This is a genomic window from Qipengyuania sp. CAU 1752, from assembly GCF_054482615.1.
In genome coordinates this window covers 2,085,476-2,104,939 of the sequence record NZ_JBTLRE010000001.1, presented here as the reverse complement: position 1 = coordinate 2,104,939, position 19,464 = coordinate 2,085,476, and the positions used below count along the sequence as shown (strand labels likewise).

At 60.2% G+C, this 19,464-nt stretch carries 8 protein-coding genes; 6 read left to right on the top strand and 2 right to left on the bottom strand.

The features are described 5' to 3' along the window. Positions 1–6: 6 nt before the first annotated feature. The 6 genes from ACXYL9_RS10195 to ACXYL9_RS10170 are packed head-to-tail and all read left to right on the top strand — an operon-like array spanning position 7 to position 16,807. A complete protein-coding gene (locus tag ACXYL9_RS10195; protein WP_459039386.1) occupies positions 7–1,794 on the top strand; it encodes a ShlB/FhaC/HecB family hemolysin secretion/activation protein in 1,788 nt (595 codons plus the stop codon). Further along, a complete protein-coding gene (locus ACXYL9_RS10190; RefSeq protein WP_459039385.1) occupies positions 1,791–7,556 on the top strand; it encodes a beta strand repeat-containing protein in 5,766 nt (1,921 codons plus the stop codon). Before ACXYL9_RS10195 ends, ACXYL9_RS10190 begins: the two co-directional genes overlap by 4 nt. Before the next feature lie 41 nt (positions 7,557–7,597). Continuing rightward, the gene (locus tag ACXYL9_RS10185; protein WP_459039887.1) at positions 7,598–8,932 is read left to right on the top strand and encodes a multiheme c-type cytochrome; all 1,335 of its coding nucleotides are present in this window, start codon (positions 7,598–7,600) and stop codon (positions 8,930–8,932) included. Beyond that, positions 8,929–10,881 carry a heme-binding protein gene (locus tag ACXYL9_RS10180; RefSeq protein WP_459039384.1) on the top strand — a complete coding sequence of 651 codons (1,953 nt, stop codon included), beginning with the start codon at positions 8,929–8,931 and terminating at the stop codon, positions 10,879–10,881. Before ACXYL9_RS10185 ends, ACXYL9_RS10180 begins: the two co-directional genes overlap by 4 nt. A gap of 2 nt (positions 10,882–10,883) precedes the next feature. Next, entirely contained in the window at positions 10,884–12,752 is a 1,869-nt protein-coding gene (locus tag ACXYL9_RS10175) for a hypothetical protein (RefSeq protein ID WP_459039383.1), read from the top strand. Continuing rightward, positions 12,752–16,807 (top strand): multiheme c-type cytochrome, encoded by a 4,056-nt coding sequence (locus ACXYL9_RS10170; RefSeq protein ID WP_459039382.1) that lies wholly within the window; start codon positions 12,752–12,754, stop codon positions 16,805–16,807. The genes ACXYL9_RS10175 and ACXYL9_RS10170 overlap by 1 nt, the downstream gene beginning before the upstream one ends. A gap of 16 nt (positions 16,808–16,823) precedes the next feature. Here ACXYL9_RS10170 and ACXYL9_RS10165 read toward each other — a convergent pair whose 3' ends face one another. After that, positions 16,824–17,678 carry a metallophosphoesterase gene (locus ACXYL9_RS10165; RefSeq protein WP_459039381.1) on the bottom strand — a complete coding sequence of 285 codons (855 nt, stop codon included), beginning with the start codon at positions 17,676–17,678 and terminating at the stop codon, positions 16,824–16,826. Between the two features lie 19 nt (positions 17,679–17,697). Beyond that, on the bottom strand, positions 17,698–19,461 hold the full coding sequence (locus ACXYL9_RS10160; RefSeq protein WP_459039380.1) for a cytochrome c3 family protein: 1,764 nt from the start codon (positions 19,459–19,461) through the stop codon (positions 17,698–17,700). Positions 19,462–19,464: the final 3 nt, after the last annotated feature.

The window sequence follows — 19,464 nt, the reverse complement described above, 5'->3', positions numbered from 1 at the left end:
GGATTGATGAGCGGGATCAGCCAGTTTGCTAAAACACGTCGCAGGTTGCTGCGTGGTATTGCGCTTGCCAGTTTGATCGCTCTTCCCGCAACCGCACATGCGCAAACTGGAGTTCCTCCGAGCCGCGATGAATTGGGCGTTGGCCAGGCTGGCATCCCCGAGCGTGATCGTCCAACCACATTGACGATAGATGGCGGGGGCGAGCGCGGTCCTTGTCCGCTTGCAGATCCGACCTATGCCGATGTGACCGTGAATTTTGCGGAAGTGCGGTTTGAAGGGCTGCCGAATGTCGCTGCGCCGCAACTGGATACCGCGTGGCGCGATTTGGCAGGTTCCCCTATCCCTATCGCCAAGCTTTGCGAGGTGCGCGATCACGCAGCCACGATACTGCGGCAGCAAGGGTACCTAGCCGCGGTGCAAGTGCCACCGCAACGTATCGAAGAGGGCGGCACCGTCCAGATGGACGTGCTCGCCGCAAGGCTGATCGAAGTCCAGCTAAGGGGCAATCCTGGCAGGAGCGAGCGCGTGATTGCCGCCCATGTGGCGCAGCTTACCGAGGATGAGTATTTCAACGTCTTCGAAGCCGAACGGCACCTCATGTTACTCCAGGATTTGCCTGGGTTCGATGTTCGGCTGACGCTGCGACCAGCCAATCGCGGTTCAGGCGAAGTCGTGGGCGACATCCTGGTGGAGCGTCGTCCGGTCGAAATGCGTGTTGCCATGCACAATCTCGCTTCACGCGGCACCGGTCGCGAAGGCATCTTTACCGAACTGGTACTCAACGATCTGACCGGGATGGGCGACCAGACGCGGGTCAGTCTCTACAGCACGACAGATTTCGAAGAGCAGATTGTCGCCGAATTGGGCCATAGCCTTGCTCTGGGTGGCAGCGGCCTCAGGGCCCGGGCGAACTTCCTCTATGGCGAGTCCGAACCGGATATCGGGGCGCCGTTCGCCTCGGAAACCTGGGTCGCTGGTTTCGGCCTCGAATATCCGCTGATCCGCAAGCAAGCACGAACCTTACGCGCGGGCATCGGCTTCGAGATGATCGATCAGCAGCTCGATTTCGGTTCGACGCAACTGTCCGAGGACGATCTGCGCGTCATCTATGGTAGGCTTGAATTTGCCGCGGTGGATCCAGCCAGTCTGCGCGGATTTGCCGGTTTCACTCCGCGGGAGCCTCGCTGGCAAACCGCTTTTTCGCTCGAGCTGCGCCAGGGATTGGACGGGCTCGGGGCGAGCAATGACTGCAGCGATATTACCGATTGCATTGCGCCCAATATCCCGATCAGCAATTTCTTTGCCGATCCAAGCTCGGGCGTCGCGCGACTTGAAGGCGTGTTCGAATACCGGCCAGCGCCGACCGTTACCCTCAGCATGTCTCCCGTTGCCCAAATATCAACCGGCCCACTGCTAGCCTATGAGCAGGTCAGCCTCGGCAATTTTACCGTCGGGCGAGGCTATGATCCCGGCGTAGCGCTGGGCGATCATGCCATTGGCAGCAGTTTCGAGCTGCGGGTCGGTCGGATCGCTCCGCAAACACCCACGTCGGTCGCGCTCCAACCTTTTATCTTTTTCGACATTGCAAAGGCGTGGACCGACGGTTCCCTCGCTCCTGATCCCCGCAGCCTGGCTTCTGCCGGAGGAGGGGTGCGCGGAAAATGGGGTGATCAAGCCGATTTCAATCTGACCATTGCCAAGCCGCTCCGCCGGGGTGGGTTCCAGACCGAAAGCGGCGATGTGCGTGTCTTGTTCACGATCTCCGCCCGTCTAGTTCCGTGGAGGAGCCAATGATCAAGACACCAATCACGCGCTGTTCGATCAGCGCCCGTTTGCTTGTCGGCTCCTCTATGGCGCTTGCTCTGGCCTGCATTTCGCAAGTCGCACATGCCCAGTCATTCCAGGCGAGTGCAGATGTCGTGGCTGGCGACGCAATTATTTCAACCGGCGCCAACGTTACCGATATTCAGGTCAACACGTCGGAGGTTGTCATAAACTGGACGCCTACCGATACCAGCGCGCCTGCAGTAATCGACTTCCAGCCGATCGGTACCACGGCAAACTTCTTTGCTGATTCCAGCGCCAATTTCACTGTCCTCAATCGGATCATTCCGGTCGACGCCAACGGGGCTCCGGTTGCGAGTGCGGTCGCTTTCAACGGGACTGTGAACAGTTACCTCCTTGCAAGCGTCAACAACCCGGGCGGCAATATCTGGTTCTACAGCCCCACCGGTATCATTGTCGGCGCAACCGGCGTGTTCAACGTCGGCAGCCTGATCCTGACTACAAATGACATAGCTTTTGGAGAGACCAATACCGGGGGCACCACGCTGTTCGGGCCTACGGGCGAGGTATTGTTCCGCGGACCTGTCAATTCGACCGGCTTGGTCCAGATTGATGCAGGTGCACAAATCAACGCCTTAGGTGGTGCCGCCTCTTATATCGCGTTGGTCGCGCCGCGCCTTGTCCAGGCGGGGACTGTCAGCGCCGACGGGAGCATCGCATACGTCGCTGCCGAAGAGCTTGATCTCACCATCAATGCCGGCCTGTTCGATATCAACATTCTGACCGGCACGACTGATCCGAATGGCTTGGTGCACACCGGGACGACAACAGGCCCGGCATCGACCGCCGCGGCCGACCGACAGATCATCTCCATGGTCGCCCTGCCCAAGAATGCCACGCTGACAATGCTGCTGGGCGGCTCGATCGGCTATACGCCAGCTGCGGTCGCAGCGAATGACGGCAGCGCCGTGATTCTTTCTGCCGGGTACGACGGTTTCGACGCCGCTGGGCAGCCCCTCGCGGAATCTCCCGACAACTTCGGCAACATAGACATCAGCGATGCGGTATTCAGCAATCGCGTCGACGGTTTTGCAAGCGGCCGGATCGACGTTTCGCCTGCTGGCGGTTCGGTCGATTTCGCAAGCGATGTTTCGCTTTACGCGCAGCAAGCCATTTCGATGGTGGCGGATGTAAACGAATCCATCACGATAGGCGGTGGGCTTACGCTCGCTTCGTCGCAAGCATCGCAGGGCGGCGCTATCGATCTGATCGCGCAAGGCGGTACGATCGACGCTGCAACCTCCCTGAATGTCGATGTGAGCAGTGATGCTGGTCCGTTTTCATCTGCAGCCCCGCTGGGTGGATTCGGCGGCACAGTGAACCTTCTGGCCGAAGGAGCAGGAGGGATTGCGGGCAGCGTTGCGGCGCCCTTCGTATCATTCCGTGCTGACGGCTTCGGAACGGAAGACGCGGTGCCAACAGGCGGTTCGGACGGCTTTGGCGGCACGGTCACTTTGACTGCCGGGGCACTTGGCAATCTGAGCTTCGGCAATTTGTTGGCGAGCGCCAGCGGCTTTGGTGGTGGCTCGGGCCAGCTTGCTGCGGGAGACGGTTTTGGCGGCGATATCAGCTTGCTTGATCGAGGCGGATCGCTGGCATTTGGCAGTGTGAGCCTGTTTGCAAACGGCGGGGGCGGTTTTGGCCCGGCTGAAGGCGGAGCTGGCTTTGGCGGCCGGATCACGGTCGATATCACCTCGCAGCCGCAAGATTGGGTGTCACTATTCGCTGATGCCAACGCCTTTGGCGTGCTTCCGCAAACCATGGGCGGAATCGGCGGTCAAGCCGTCGGCGATCCCAACGCGATTGCGCTGTCAGTATCAGGACCGGGAAGCCTCAATATCCAGCAGACCTTTGATCTCAGAGCCGATGCGATATCCGGCGTTGATCTCGCGCCTGGCCTGACTGGTGCAGCCGGCGGGATTGCAATAGATGTGCTGAACGGCGGCGCGCTGACAATCAACGGCCTGCTTTCTGCCCATGCCGACGCAAGGATCGCGACCGAAGGTCCGGGTTTCCCCTCGAATACTTCTCCCGACCAATTCGGTGGCACAATTGATGTGACTGTCGACGGTGGCACGATCATCGCTAACCAAATGGTCCTGAGTGCCGATTCTGAAAGCACAAGCGCGGCCGTTGCTGCGGGTGATGCGTTCGGCGGCATTGTGGCTCTCACAATCACCGCCGGCGGCAATGTCACCCTCTTGGGCGATAGCACCACAGATGTGCTTGAATTGCGCGCCAACGCGGCTGGATTCTCCGGAATTCAGGCAAGCGATGCCTTTGGCGGCCTGTCAAGAATCACAATTGATGGCGGAACGCTCGATGTTGCCGGGAACATCAATGTTCTTGCAAACGCCGATCAGGGCGTCGGCGGCTTCGTCGCCGGTCAGGGCTTTAGCGCCAGCGGCGGATCGGCGCTTGTCGAGCTTGGTGCCAATGGCGGAACTTTGAGCGCCGCAGACCTGAATGTGATCGCTCTTGGATCAGCAGGAATCGACGGGGTTGAGGAGGATGCGGGTGACGGTCGCGGAGGGATCGCAGCGTTCAATGTCAATGGCGGCACAGTCGATCTGAATAATGTGTTCATTCGCGCAGAGGGCATTGGGGGTACATCGGGCTTCTCGACGAATGCGACGCAGGGACAATCTGGCGACGGGTTCGGCGGCACAGCGGCGCTTACCCAGACCGCCGGTATGATCAACGCAAATGTGATCTTCGTTTCGTCGCGGGCTTCGGGTGGAGGGCGAGCGGCACCTGGAGGATTGGGCGGGACAACCCCATTAGCGGGAAATGGCACTGGTGGGGACACGCAGGTTCGACTTGCGGGAGGTACTCTTACCACGAACGTGCTCGCGCTGAGCGCTATTGCGTTTGGCGGCCAGGGTCATGACGATCTCGATCTTGACCCGGCAACGGCGGCTGGGGACGGCGGAAATGCCACAGGCGGTGACGCGCAATTGATCATGGATCCCGGCTCGACAGCCACACTCAACAGCGGTTCGACCCTGATCGTGGCATCGGCATTCGGTGGTACCGGAGGCACTTCTGCTGATCCGGTTCCGGTAAATGGCGATGGGGGCAATGCGAACGGCGGAACTGCCTTGTCCATGATAGCGGATGGCTCCTTCGACATGGGCGCAACCCAGATCGCCGCTAATGGAGCTGGCGGCGGCGGGGAGGTCGGCGGCAACGGCACAGGCGGAACCTCGGGTATTGCACTCCAGGACACGATTGCCGGCACAGCTGCGCGGACATTCGCCAGCCTGGCGATCGAAGCCGATGGCGTAGCGGGTGCCGGGGCAGCGACCGCAGGCACCGCCACGGCGGGCGCAACGGTGATCGATTTGACCATGCTCGATCCCTCGTCGGGTCCGGCGATAACCGGCGACCTGTCCGTTTTTGCAACAGGCGCGGTTGCGCCAGCCGGAGACGGGCTCACCGCCCAGATATCCGGCGGCGCGCTGGCGGTGGGTGGCAACGCCACAATTATCACCTCCCGCGATGTCACCTTGGCAATTGCAGCCGATGCGCTGCTTGATGTCGCAGGTACGCTCTATATCGCCGCGCGTGAGGCAACCACATCCGGCTTGATTGCCTCTGGCGGAGATGCCAGCATTATTGCTCCGGTTGGCATCTCGATGACCGACCTGTCTTCGGCCGGAGCCACTTTGCTTCAATCACTAGGCGGACCGGTTTCCGTCACCAATGATCTTTCCTCGGCAGGGCTTGTCACAGCAATTGGCACATCGATTGATTTGCGGGCGCTCTCCACGCTCGACATTGCCGATGTGCAAGCGAGCGCTGGCGATATCGTGCTGACAGTCGACGGGGCCGCGAATGACTTGATCATTGCACAAGCGAACGCCGTCGGCGCGGTAACCGGCTCCACGACGGGTGGCTCTATCGCGATCAATGGACCCATTTCGGGTACCAACGTGACCTTGACTGCTGGCGACGCGCTGACGGCCACCGGCGATGTCACGGCGACCTCAGGCGCGATCCGGATGATCGCGGGCAGTACGCTCAACTCGGTCGGCGTCCTCGATGCTGCAACCGATGTGACGCTCGACGCCGCCACCGCGCTCACCCAGGACGGAGCGATAATCGCGGGCGGCGATGCCTCGCTGACCGCAGGAACGGATCTCTTCTCCAATGGCCCTGTATCGGCGGCCAATGTGACCATGAATGCTGGCGACGCGCTGGCCTCCACCGGGAATGTCACGGCGACCTCAGGCGCGATCCAGATGATCGCCGGCAGTGCGCTCAACTCGGTCGGCGTCCTCGATGCTGCAACCGATGTGACGCTCGACGCCGCCACCGCGCTCACCCACGACGGAGCGATAGTTGCGGGCGGCGATGCCCTGCTGACTGCAGGGACAGATCTCTTCTCCAATGGAACTATCGATGCTGGTGCCAATGTGGCCCTTGCAGCGGGCGCAGATCTGGCAACCACCAATGATGTCATATCTGGCGGGTCTGCGACATTTACCGCCGGGGGCGATGCGAGCATACTCGGCGACGTGTTTGCAGCAACCGATGCCGACTTCATTGCCGGCGGCGGACTTGCGGTTGATGCGACTGTGATCGGCACAAGGATCAACGGGACTTCTAGCGCGATTGACCTGGGTGCAGCGGCTCAGCTGGGCGTACTCGGGATCACGCAAAGTGTTGCTCTCACCAATAGTGACGCGGTGGGTAATACCTTCGTTGGCGGCGCGGACGTCGCCAATTCCTACAGCCTGACGCAGGCCGAGCTTGGTCGGATCGCGGCAGACAACAGTTTGACAGTTTCCAGCACGGGGAGCGGCCTCTTCAGCCTTGGCGACTTCACCGTTGCCACAGGAATTGGCGGTTCGCTGGGCGATCGCGGTACTCTGGCGCTCCTGTCTGCTGGTGACCTGTTCGTGGCCGGCATGGCTAGGCTGGACACAGGTGACCCGGTTTCGATACTGCAGCTGAAAGGTCAGCAGGTCGTTGTCAGCGCGAACACTGGATCGCTGAAAATTTCCGATGCCGCGGGGACATTGAGCGGCGTGCTTCAAATCGAGTCGCAATCGCTGATCGTAGCGGGTAGCGCGGCATTGGCAGACCTCGCCAGCGCGGCAGATCTTACCGAAGCAAGCGACCGGCTGGGTGTCGCCGATGGCACGCCAACGGATGATGGTTACCTCCAGGCCAGATCGATCAACATCTCTGCGACGGACCGCATATTCATCCAGAACAGCGGTGCGGGTGAGGAATTTGTCGATCGCCGCGGCTTTACGGCGGGGGAGCTCAATATAGACACGGCGTCGCCAGCAACTCAGATTGCGATAAACGGCGTGATATTGAGCGCGGGCTCGCGCGTAACCGGGTTGGAAACTCAGCCCTTGGTCACGATCAACGGAAGCACGGCCGCACCAGGGGGCCGGTTTGATCCGCTATCGACAATTAATGGATGCATCATCGGTCTTGCTTGCCGGTTGCAGATCGTTCCGCTCGATCCGCTGAACGAAGACCAGTTGAAGGGCGTCACACCCGAGGGTGATCCGTCCGGTGGCCGCAGTTTGGTTGGTAAAGCAATGGTCATCGAAATCCGCGAGAACGAGCCCTTGGTCAAACCCCCGCTGATCGATGAACCGATCACCGGCGTCGGGAATGACGACTTTTGGTTGCGCCCATGTGATAGCGAGGCCGATGTTGACTGTCCGGTCGAGGAGGGTGTGCAGTGAATTTCTCCCTCGGGCGCCTCGGAATGATCGGGGTGCTTTCGATGCTAGCGGGGTCCCTTGTCGCGGCGCTCTCTTTCGGCACCGAAAGGGCAGAAGCACAAGGCAACGTGGCACGGTATGAAGGGGTCGCAACATGCGCTGGTTCCACCTGCCACGGGCGAGCAGAAGGAAATGGCGCGGTCGTTCGGCAAGACGAGATCGCTACATGGCAGGAGCCGTCTTCGGCCAGCGGTGCACACAGCCGAACATACGCGGCTCTCGAAGGCAGACGCGGCAGGCAAATTGCCGCGACTTTGGGCATCGGTCCCGCAACAAAGGCTCCGGCCTGCCTCGGATGCCACGCGACCTACGTGCCAGCTGCGTCACGCGGTGCTCGCTTCCTGCTAACGGATGGTGTTGGCTGTGAAAGCTGCCACGGTCCCGCACAAGGCTGGCTGGCAGTTCACTATTCGCGGCCCGCGACACATGCCTCGAATGTCGCTGCCGGACTCGTCCCACTGGAGATTCCGAAGGTGCGCGCGCAGGTCTGCCTCGATTGCCACTATGGCAGCACCTCGACCGGGCAATTCGTGACGCATGAGATGATGGCGGCCGGTCACCCTCGGATTGCGTTTGAACTCGACCTGTTCAGCGCGTTGCAGCAGCATCATGACATTGATGGCGACTATGCCGAACGCAAGGGGCGTACCAGTAGTGTCCGGCTATGGGCGGTAGGGCAGGCCGAGGCAGTCCGGCGCGCCACGGACCTGTTTGCGCGACCCAAGTTCGCCATGTCGGGGATCTTTCCCGAGTTCTATTTCTACGATTGCCACAGCTGTCATCGGGCGATCCAGGATGGCCCGCAACGCAAACTGACGTTCGAAACCAACCCCGGTCGGCCAATTCCGTTTGGCAATCCACCGTTCAATGACGAGAACATTATCGTCCTGTCAGCAGTCGCCAATGTGCTGGCGCCGGCCCGGGCACAGGCATTTCTTTCATCGAGCAAGGCGTTCCATGGCGCGATGGGCAAGGATTATCGCGCAGCACAGGCGGCTGCTTTGACGCTGCGTCAGCACGCTGCCGACCTCTCTCAAGAACTGTCCTCCCGCAGCTATGCGAGCAACGATGCATTCACGGTCATTTCCACAGTAGCCGGGCGCGCTACTTCTGCGCGCTTTACCGATTATGCCGGATCGGTTCAGGCGGTGATGGCGGTTGATACCTTGCTCAACGCGCTCGTGCGCGAAGGCCGCGTGACCGTGGGCGCCGCAGCCGGAATTCGTGCGAATATCAACCGTGCCTATGCCGCGGTGAGCGAGCCCAATGCTTATCGGCCGGCACAGTTTCGCGCTGCCCTGGGCAGCGCGGCTTCGGCGATAGAGACCCTTAAATGAGGCGCGGAACACGACCAGTCGCGCTTCTGTGGGCGAGTGCGCTGGTGCTTTCGTCCTGCGGTGGTGGTGGAAGTCCGTCGGGCGGGGGCAACACGTCCGGCGGAGGAGCGACCCCCACACCAACTCCGCCGCCGGCTGGCGCGCTATATGCCGTGCCAGCGCAGGAATCGCTCAGCGCAGCGGATGTCGGGACGGTAATCGCGCGTGCAGCCGCTCAAGCCAATGCAGGAGGCGTCTCTGCCACAATTGCCGTGGTTGATCGTGTCGGGAATGTTCTGGGCGTGTTTGCCATGCCGGGTGCGGCAACCACGGCGGCCATCCCCGATGCGCCCAATGGAATGAATGTCGATGCGCAGGGTCTCACTGTCCCGGCAGCTGCGGCAGCCATCGCGAAAGCCATAACCGGTGCCTATCTGTCGAGCGGAGGCAATGCGTTCTCCAGCCGCACCGCCAGCATGATCGTGCAGGAACACTTTCCGCCTGCTCCAAGCACTGCAGGGCTTGAAAGTGGCCCGCTGTTTGGCGTGCAGTTCAGCCAGCTTCCCTGCTCCGATCTCTCGGCACGTGCCAGCGATGGGATGATCGGTCCGCAAAGATCGCCATTGGGACTGGCTGCTGATCCAGGGGGATTCCCGCTCTACAAGAATGGCGTAGTCGTGGGCGGCGTCGGCGTGTTGGCGGACGGTGTCTATGGTTTCGACCCGAACGTGCTCGACACCGACAGTGATATCGATGAGCAGATCGCGCTGGCGGGGACGGTGGGTTTCGAGTCCCCGGAAGCGATCCGCGCCAACCGGATTTTCGTGGACGGCACATCGCTGCGCTTTACCGATACCGGCTACGGTTCCTTGTCGGATGTAGCGGGCGCAAGCTTCGCTGGCACCGCCGGGTCGCTGGTCCCCGTGACCGGATATTTCGGAGGTACGGGACTGCGTGCGGGAGCCGCTTACGGTAGCGAGACTTCCGGAGTACGCGCCGCGAGAGCTGCCGAATTCTCAATCCAGGATGCCTTCGTCCTGACTGACGGGGGCGGCACAAATCGCTTCCCCATTCGGGCTGGCACTGACGGCGCGGAGGTTCCGGCGATTGCCGGCACAGAAGCACGCGCAATTCTTGAAGAAGCGTTCTCCGTGATGAGCCGAGCGCGTGCCCAAATCCGCCAGCCGCTTGACAGCCGTGCACAGGTGACCATTTCGCTGGTCGACACACGGGGCGAGGTGCTGGGCATCGTGCGTTCGCCTGATGCACCGATCTTCGGTATTGATGTCAGCTTGCAAAAGGCGCGCACCGCCAATCTGTTCTCGGCCCCATTTGCTGCTGCAGAACTCCAGCAAGCGAGCGGTGAAGTGCCTCAATTTGTCAATCGCGTGCGCACATTCCTTGGCGATCCCAGTGCCCTGACTGGTCAATTCGCCTTTTCGGATCGCTCGGGCGGGAATCTTTCGCGACCTTATTTTCCTGACGGTGAAGTGGCGCAAGCGAATGGTCCGCTGTCCCGTACCATTGCACGGTTCAATCCCTTCTCAACCGGGCTGCAATCTGCTCTGATAATCGGCAACCTGGCTGAGCATCTGGGGTTTGTGACAGGTGCCACGGCCAGCGACACCGCGCGTTTCTGCACGTCGCTGCCTCAAGTTACACCGGGTCATACAAGGGTCGCTAACGGCATCCAGATTTTCCCTGGTTCGGTCCCGATCTACCGCGGGGGACAGCTGGTAGGAGGAATCGGCGTGTCAGGGGACGGGATCGATCAGGATGACATGATCAGCTTTCTCGGCCTGCATAATGCCGGACAACGAGTAGGCGGGGTTGGCAATGCGCCGAATGATATTCGAGCGGATCGAATCCTGGTCAGGGTGGGGTCGCGTCAAGTTCGCTTGCGCTACGTAAATTGTCCCTTCGCGCCGTTCCTTGATAGTGGGGAAAACAACGTCTGCGAGGGGTTGTAGGGGTGTCGAGCCTGCTAATCCCGCTGGCATTGGCGGTGGCGCAGGCAGAGCCGCCTACGCCTACGCCCACGCCCGAGAACGAAAACTCGTCCGTGCAGGAGCAGGAGCCCCCTGTGCTGCCATGGGAGATCGAACCACCACCGGTCGACCCTGAAATCATCGACGGTCGCAGGCGTCCGGATTTTACCGGACGGCTCCCTGATCAGGTAACACAAGACAATCCGGGGGCCGTGCGCGCACCTCCTCCGCAAGCCTTTCCGACGGAAGATATCCCGATCCCCGATCGCTGGCGGCTGATCGAAACCCTGGGATTGGTCAAGGAGCGCTTTTGGGATCCCTACAACCAGAATACTTACAAGGGTGACCGGCCAATCGACCCGGACAAGGTGCCCTGGCTACCGATCAAGGGAAATGACTGGTTCTTCGTCGTCAATGCCATCAGTGACACCGTGATCGAGCCACGCAGCTTCCCCATTCCGGTGGGCGTGCAAACTACCGAGGACCCTGACCGTATCGATCTCTTCGGCAATGACTTCTCGAGTGTGTTCTCGCAAACATTCATCGCGGGCGCGGCTCTGATCAAGGGCAGCACGGCATTCAAACCGCCCGACGTCGAGTATCGCGTCACTTTGGCGCTCAATGTGAATTACGTCGACGTGCCGGAGCGAAGGGTCTTATTTGTCGAGCCGTCGAGAGCCAGTCATAGGCTCGATCATTTTGTGGGCGTGCAGGAAGCCTTCTTTGACTACCACTTCCGCAATGTCTCGACCCGTTATGATTTCGATTCCATGCGCATAGGAATCCAGCCATTCCAATCTGATTTTCGCGGATTTCTCTTTAATGATCAGCAACTTGGCCTAAGGCTTTTCGGCACGCGGGATAACAATCGCTTTCAATATAATCTGGGTGCTTTCTGGCGGTTGGAGAAAGACACGAACAGCGGGCTGAATGCCATCACCCAGCGCCCGCGCGATGACCTTGTCTTTGTCGCCAATGGCTATCGCCAGGACTTCCTGATCCCTGCGCTCACCAGCCAGTTCACCTTGGTCTACAACCGCAATCGTGAAGGCGACCAGATCGAGATCGACGACAATGGCTTCCCGGTACGACCTGCATTGCTGGGTGATCTGCGCGGACGCGATTACGATGTTCTTTACATTGGTTATAATGCCGACGGAAGGATCGGTCGGATCAATGTAACCGCCAGTGCCTATGCCGCCCTGGGCGAGGACCGGAACAGCTTCTTCACCAGCGAGCCTGCCGATATCCAGGCATTTTTTGGCGCGGCGGAACTGAGCTATGACAAGGACTGGATGAGATTTCGGCTGTCTGGCGCCTATGCCAGCGGCGATGGCGATCCGTATGACGACAAGGAAACCGGTTTCGATGCGATCTTCGAGAACCCGGTCTTCGCCGGGGCCGACACCAGTTACTGGATCAGGCAGACCATCCCGTTTGCGGGTGGCGGTCGTGCCGTTTCGGTCAATGGTCGCAATGGACTGCTCAATTCGCTGCGGTCCTCGAAAGAGCAGGGACAGTCGAACTTCAACAATCCGGGCCTGATCCTGGTTGGCGCTGGTGCCGATTTTGATCTCACGCCGGAATTGCGCGTCTCTGCCAATGCCAACCATCTGTGGTTCGAGAATACGGCGACAATCGAGGTATTGCGCAACGAGGGTTCGATCCCGCGCGATATCGGATGGGATATCTCGACCGCGGCAATATGGCGCCCCAAGGCGACGCAGAATATCGTGTTCCGGTTATCAGCGGCGGCATTGCTTTCAGGGGATGGGTTCCGCGATCTGTTCGACAAGCGCGGAGGTGGTAGTTACTACTACTCCATCTTGGCCAACGCGGTGCTGACCTACTGATGCTTCGTTTCCGCGCCCTCTTCTTGCTCCTTGCCTTCGCCACATTTGCCGGAGTGATTTCGTTCGGGTCAACCCGCGCTGCGGAAGGCGAGAAGCCGGTCAAGCGCGACTACGCCCGGGTCACGGCACCGCCAGCACCCGCGCAGCAGACTGTCGCGGAAATGATGGCGAAGTCTGAGGGCTGCACGTCCTGTCATGTGCGCACCGATGCGCCGACCATGCACGTGACGCCTGCAGTTCGGCTGGGCTGCACAGACTGTCACGGTGGCGATGCCAGTGTCGTCGGCAATTCCGAATTGCCGCATGATCATGACGACTACGTGCTCGCGCGAAACCAGGCGCACGTCCTGCCGACCTATCCTGAAAGTTGGCATTGGCCGTCTTCTGCCAATCCGAAGCGAAGCTACGCGCTGCTCAATCTTGAAGCTCCGGAGTTTGTGCGCTTCGTAAATCCCAGTGACTACCGTGTCGCCCGGGAGGCATGCGGATCGTGTCATATCGAGATTATTGAAGCGGGCGAGCGCTCGATCATGGCAACCGGGGCCATGCTATGGGGCGGTGCGACCTATAACAATGGCATTCTGCCCAACAAGAACTACGCGCTGGGCGAGGCCTATACGCGCGAGGGAGAGCCGGCGAAGCTGCTTTCCCCGGGCGAACCTCCGGGCCAGATTAGCGAGGCTCAGAAGGCTCGCGGCGCGCTGGCGGAACTCTATCCACTGCCGACCTGGCAGGTCATTCCCCCTGGAGATGTGTTTCGCGTGTTCGAGCGCGGCGGGCGAAATATCGCAACGCAATTCCCGGAAATCGGACTGCCCAATCCTACCGGACAGATCCAGCGGCTAGAGGAACCTGGCAGGCCTGACCTGAAACAATCCAATCGAGGCCCCGCGACCGGCCTGCGGGTGGCGATCCCCGCGCTCAATATCCACAAGACCAGGCTCAACGATCCATTTACCTGGTTCATGGGCACGAATGATCAACCGGGTGACTATCGCCATTCAGGCTGCGCCAGCTGCCACGTGATCTATGCCAATGACCGCGAGCCCCGCCATTCGCTGATTTATGCCAAGCACGGGCGTGACGGGCAGTCGATCACCTTGGACCAGACGATCGCGAGTAAGCTCGAGAGTGCTTACGGCGACAAGCAACCCGGTGGTCACGGTTCATTAAAGCGGCCGGGCGATCAACATGACGATGCCCCTCCGAAGAAGGAAAAAGGGCATCCGCTCCAGCATGTCTTCACGCGCGCGATCCCCACAGCGCAATGCATGAATTGCCACATGCACCAGCCCAATATCTTCCTTAACAGCTACCTTGGCTACACCATGTGGGACTATGAGAGCGACGCGCCCTCCATGTGGCCCAAGGACCAGAAATACCCGACCGCCGAGGAAGTGCGCGAGGTGCTCGACCGCAATCCGGAAGGTGCTGCGCCCAAAGGAAATTGGAGCGACCTGGACTTCCTGCGCAATGTCTATGAACTCAACCCCAAACTGCGCGATACGCAATTTGCCGATTATCACGGGCACGGGTGGAACTTCCGTGGGATCTTCAAGCGCGACCGGGAAGGCAATCTGCTCGATAAGGATGGCAAGATTGTCGATCCTGACGATCCCGAGAAATGGCGCAAGGAAGGGGAAGGCAAATTTGTCGAGCCGGGCGTAAATCCGGGCAAGAGCGTTCATCTGATGAGCATCCATGCCGAAAAGGGCATGCAATGCGCTGACTGCCACTACGCTCAAGACAGCCATGGCAACGGGTTGATTTATGGCGAAGTCGCCAATGCCATCGAGATCGGGTGCAAGGATTGCCACGGTACAGCGGATGCTTACCCCACGCTTCTGACCAGCGGCCCTGCTGCGCCGCCCAAGGGCAATAATTTGACCCTTTTGCGTAACCCGGACGGCCGCCGCCGGTTCGAATGGATCGAAGGCGACGATGGTGCTCGCAAGCTGATCCAGCGGTCCATCGTCGATCCGTCGCTTGAATGGGAAGTCTCTCTGGTTCGTGACAGCGTTGATCCTAACGGCGCAGGCTTCAATGCGAAGGCGGCGCGCGCCAAGTTGATGAGCCGGATGGGTGCGGAAACCGGCAAGTTCGAATTCGGTCTGGGCATCGAGGACGAAGGGCGCGCACACCGCGATCCGGAAATGGCCTGCTACACCTGCCATTTGTCGTGGACCACTTCTTGCGGGGGCTGTCACCTGCCGATCGAGGCGAACTGGAAGAGCAAGGTTCACCGTTACGAAGGCGAAACGACCCGCAATTTCGCGACTTACAATCCGCAGGTCGCCCGCGATCAGATGTTCCAGTTGGGGAAGCATCAGACGACCAAGGGCAATCAGACCGCGCCGGTCCGTTCTTCCAGCGCGCTGGTGCTGTCATCGACCAATATCAACCGCGAGCGGATCTATGTGCAGCAGCCACCGATCTCGGCGTCCGGGTTCTCGAGCCAAGCCTTTGCGCCGCATTTTCCGCATACCGTGCGCAAGACTGAAACCAAGACCTGTAGTGATTGCCACCTATCTGCAAACGACGACAACAATGCGATCATGGCGCAGTTGCTGCTGCTGGGTACGAACTACGTCAATTTCGTCGGGCTGAACGCCTGGACCGGGTTGGAAGGTGGCTTTTCGGCTATCCGGGTGACCGAATGGGATGAGCCGCAAGCAGTGCTCGGCTCCTATCTCCATCGCTATGCCTATCCCGACTATTGGCGGATGCATGTCGAGGACAATGGACGCGAACTCAAGAACTGGAACCGCGGCAAGACCTTTGATGAGGACTTGAGCGGCGAGACCAAGGCGTTCGAGCAGTTCGTCAACACGCATGAAGGAACGCGCGACCGGGTCAACTGTCTGCAGTTGCGCGGCGAATACATGTTCGTGGCCGAAGGGAAGGGCGGATTCCGCGTCTACGATGTCGCTTCGATCGCGAACAAGGGCATTTCAGAGCGGATCATCTCGGCGCCATTCTCGTCCCTGGGCCATGACACGCATGTGAGCACCCGCAATGCGACCTGCATGGCGCTTGCTACCAATCAACCGATCAACCCGTTGCGCAATACCTCCCAGATGCGCGAAATGAACCAGGAGCAGCCCTTCCTGCCGATCTACTCATACGCCGCGATCACCGATGCTGAAGAAGGCCTGATCCTGGTCGATGTGAACACGATGGCTGACGGCGAGTTCCGCAACAACAAGCTGGACCGCGTGCGGTTTGCGGGCGGGGAAGACGCCTGGAATCCGGACGGCGTGCTTGATGGTGCACAGCATATCCACCTGGCGGGTGAGGTGGCCTATATCACGGCTCGGCGGGGGTTGGTCGTAGTCGATCTGGCTGATCCGCTGGTGCCAAAGGTCGCGGCGGTACGCGAACTTTCCGATGCGCGGGCCAGCGCGATCCAGTTCCGCTATCTGTGGGTGACGGATGCGGACGGCGTGAAGCTGTTTGATGTCACCAATCTGCGCAATCCGGTCGCAAAGCCCGAAGCCACTGTACCGCTTGCCGATGCGCGCAAACTCTACGTTGCTCGCACTTATGCCTATGTCGCCGCGAAAAAGGACGGACTGGTAATCCTCAATGTTACGAACCCGCTGAGACCGCGCGTGCATGGGTTCGAGACACTGGGCGGTACGCTCAACGATGTGGAGGACGTGATAGTCGCCTCCACCAACGCATCGCTGTTTGCCTATGTCGCGGATGGCCGCAATGGATTGAAAGTCCTGCAACTCACCAGCCCTGACAGCCAGCGCAACTTTTATGGCTTCAGCCCTGCACCTGTGCCCGAGCTGATTGCCTGGGCGCGCACGCCAACACCCGCGATCGCCCTGTCCAAAGGTCTGGACCGTGATCGTGCGGTCGACGAAACCGGCGGCCAAATGGCGGTGTTCGGCAGGCTGGGTTCGCGGCCCTTCTCGCGGCCAGAGATGGAACGGCTGTTCTTGACCCGGTCAGGTGTACCCTGGAAGGTTCGCGACGAACCTATCATGACCGTTTGGGTTCCAGCTAGCGAGGGCCGGTCAGATACACGGCGGGTGTTGGGTAAGTGACTTTCGACCTGGGAATTCAACCGGTTTCCCGATCTGAGAACATCTCGCGCATCATCGGCTGCAATTGCGGGCCGTAATAGGCCAGTGCATCCCAGTCTCCGACGGTTTCGTAATGCGTGACTAGCGAGCCGCCCTCCCAGCGATGGAGTGCGTAAGTCGACGGCTCGGTGGTTATAAGCACGCGGCTGTCCGGCGTGTTCTCATCGACCTTGCGCAGATCGAGCGAAACGAGCGGTGCGACTGAGGGAGTGACGCCCAGGGGAATACCGCGGAAGCTTGTGTGCAATGGGCGGTGCAGGTGCCCGCAATGGATCGCAAGAATTTGGTCGTTCCCTTCGACAGCGCGGCCAAATGTCTCGATCCAATTGTCATTCTGAGCCGGGTCCATCCAGTCGATACCAGAAACCACCGGCGGGTGATGCATGAAGATCAGCGCGGGCGTATCGGGATGATCGTTCAACTGGTTTGACAGCCATTCTGCGCGCTTCTCGCAGAACGCCCCGCCGTGCCGGCCCGGTTCGAAACTGTCGAGGCACAGCACGCGTAACCCCTCTTGCTCGAAGGCATATTGAACGAAACCGTCCTCGGAGGGCGTTTCGGGAAAGGCGCGCAGCAATTCCTCGCGGCTATCGTGGTTGCCCACCAGGACACGGACTGGAAACGGGCATTCTGCCAGCATGTCGGCGGTTTTTTCGAAGCTTTCGCGGTCGCCACGATCTGTCAGGTCACCCGTCAGCAGCAACAGGTCGATCGTGTTGGGCTGTTTGAGCAAGCGATCGAGCGTGGCGCGGAAACGGATGCGGTTGAGTTCCTCGGGCCTGGCATCGGGTTCAAACCCGATATGGATATCGGTCATCTGCGCGATCAGCATATCCGGTGCACCCCCACGATCATTCTATTCCCATGCGGCGCAGTAACGCAATCATGTCGCGATCCTGTCCGGGTTTGTTTGCCGGGAGGGGGAGGCCTGGCGCGTGATAGGAATGGCACATGGCACAACTTGAAGGCACTTCAGCTTGACGCGCCTGTTCACCCTGGTGGCATTTGCGGCAGCTGTTTAGGTCTGGCAGCAAGAGATCGCTCGAGGCCTTGGATGTACTGGCCTCATGGCAACTGCTGCAATCTTCCTGGCTGTGCGCATAGTGGTCAAACCCTCCATTCAGCAGGAAGCGATCGGGCAGGTTAACCGGCACTACGCCCGGCTTGCCATTTTTGGTCGCAGGCAGATGGCATTCTCCGCAGACGCCGCCTGGCGCTAGCGCTCGATTCACGCCGACACGTGACGTGGCTGGCGGCCCAAAGGTGGAGTAATAAAGCCCGCCGCGCGCATACTTGCCCGGTCGCGAGCGTCCAGAAACCACGGGTCGCCGCGGCGTTCGATCCAACGCGCGCAGATCAGCCAGCGTCTGCTCGACATCACCGTGCGGCAGAGTGCGGTAAGTGGCTCCGACACGATCATATACCAGGCTGTGGCAGGACTCGCAGTTCTCTTCCATGCTGACGGGCTCGAAACTGGCGCGATCACGGCTCGCTTCGTGACAATCCTTGCATTCGAGTGGCGCACCGTACCCGCCTGACGAACCTAGCCGGATAGCCATCTTGGCGGCACCACCATCTGGATCGAGGTGCAGGTCATGCGGGAACTTGAGTCCGCTGGCTTCCTGCGGCTTTTCAGCGAGCGAAATCCGCCGCACCGTGTCCCGGCGTAACTCGGTGAAGATCGCGGGTCTGAATTCGGGATGGGCAGTGCCGAAATCATGGGCATTGGCCAACTCGGTATCGGTCAAACGCGTGTCGAGGGAGTCGTGGCAATCGGCGCAGAACTGCTGGCTCGCCGGCTCCATTCGCGCCGGTCCCTCATGCTCGGTATGGCATGTTGTGCAAGCGCCTGGCCCTTCCTTGCCGAAAATATCCGCGACCGCCCATAGAATGGCTTCTTCATATTCGTGCGGTTTCCTGCCGTCCGCCATTCGCCCAGCGACGGCGTGATCACCTACTTCTTCGTGGCATGACAGGCAGGTATCGTCGCGAACTGCGACGAAGGCATCAACGTGACATGCTTCACAATTTTCTTCCAGACCGTGGTGAGCAAGGCTCAGCGAGCCAGTGCTCCAACTGCTGTCGAAGGCCACGCCGCCAGCGCGCACGCTTTCGGAATCGATCCGCTCGCGCGTAAGGTGCGAAACGATAGGTAAAGCAAGAAATGCCAGAACAATCGCGCCGACCGCCGTCCAGCTCAACGCGCGCTTGCCGGGCAGTATGCTGGCGAGTGCAAAGCCGCGCAGTGCATCGGATTTGCCTTCACGTTCCTCCAACTTGCGGACGGTGATCCGGGTCGCGCCCGATCCATCGGTGTCAAGCGCGAGCAGTGACGAACCCAGCGCCAGTTCAGCGCCTTCGCGGGTGGCAACTGTCGCTTCAGTGGCTATTCGGCCATCAATGCCAAAGCCCAGCGTGCCAATTGCCTCAATGCGCAGCTGATCGCCGGCTGCGGGCACGATGCGGACATGGTGTTGCTCAACCGCCAGGTCCGCCAGATGGATATCACATTCGGTCGAACGACCGATCGTCACCGTGTCCTGGTCCAGGGTACGGTCGCGCACGATCTCTCGACCGCTGGAGGTATAATCGATGGTGCGGATCAGGAATGTCATCCG

Excerpts from the sequence above, each read along its gene's own strand:
- ACXYL9_RS10195 (WP_459039386.1), top strand. The coding sequence starts at position 7 with ATGAGCGGGATCAGCCAGTTTGCTAAAACACGTCGCAGGTTGCTGCGT.
- ACXYL9_RS10190 (WP_459039385.1), top strand. The coding sequence starts at position 1,791 with ATGATCAAGACACCAATCACGCGCTGTTCGATCAGCGCCCGTTTGCTT.
- ACXYL9_RS10185 (WP_459039887.1), top strand. The coding sequence starts at position 7,598 with ATGCTAGCGGGGTCCCTTGTCGCGGCGCTCTCTTTCGGCACCGAAAGG.
- ACXYL9_RS10180 (WP_459039384.1), top strand. The coding sequence starts at position 8,929 with ATGAGGCGCGGAACACGACCAGTCGCGCTTCTGTGGGCGAGTGCGCTG.
- ACXYL9_RS10170 (WP_459039382.1), top strand. The coding sequence starts at position 12,752 with ATGCTTCGTTTCCGCGCCCTCTTCTTGCTCCTTGCCTTCGCCACATTT.
- ACXYL9_RS10165 (WP_459039381.1), bottom strand. The coding sequence starts at position 17,678 with ATGCTGATCGCGCAGATGACCGATATCCATATCGGGTTTGAACCCGAT.
- ACXYL9_RS10160 (WP_459039380.1), bottom strand. The coding sequence starts at position 19,461 with ATGACATTCCTGATCCGCACCATCGATTATACCTCCAGCGGTCGAGAG.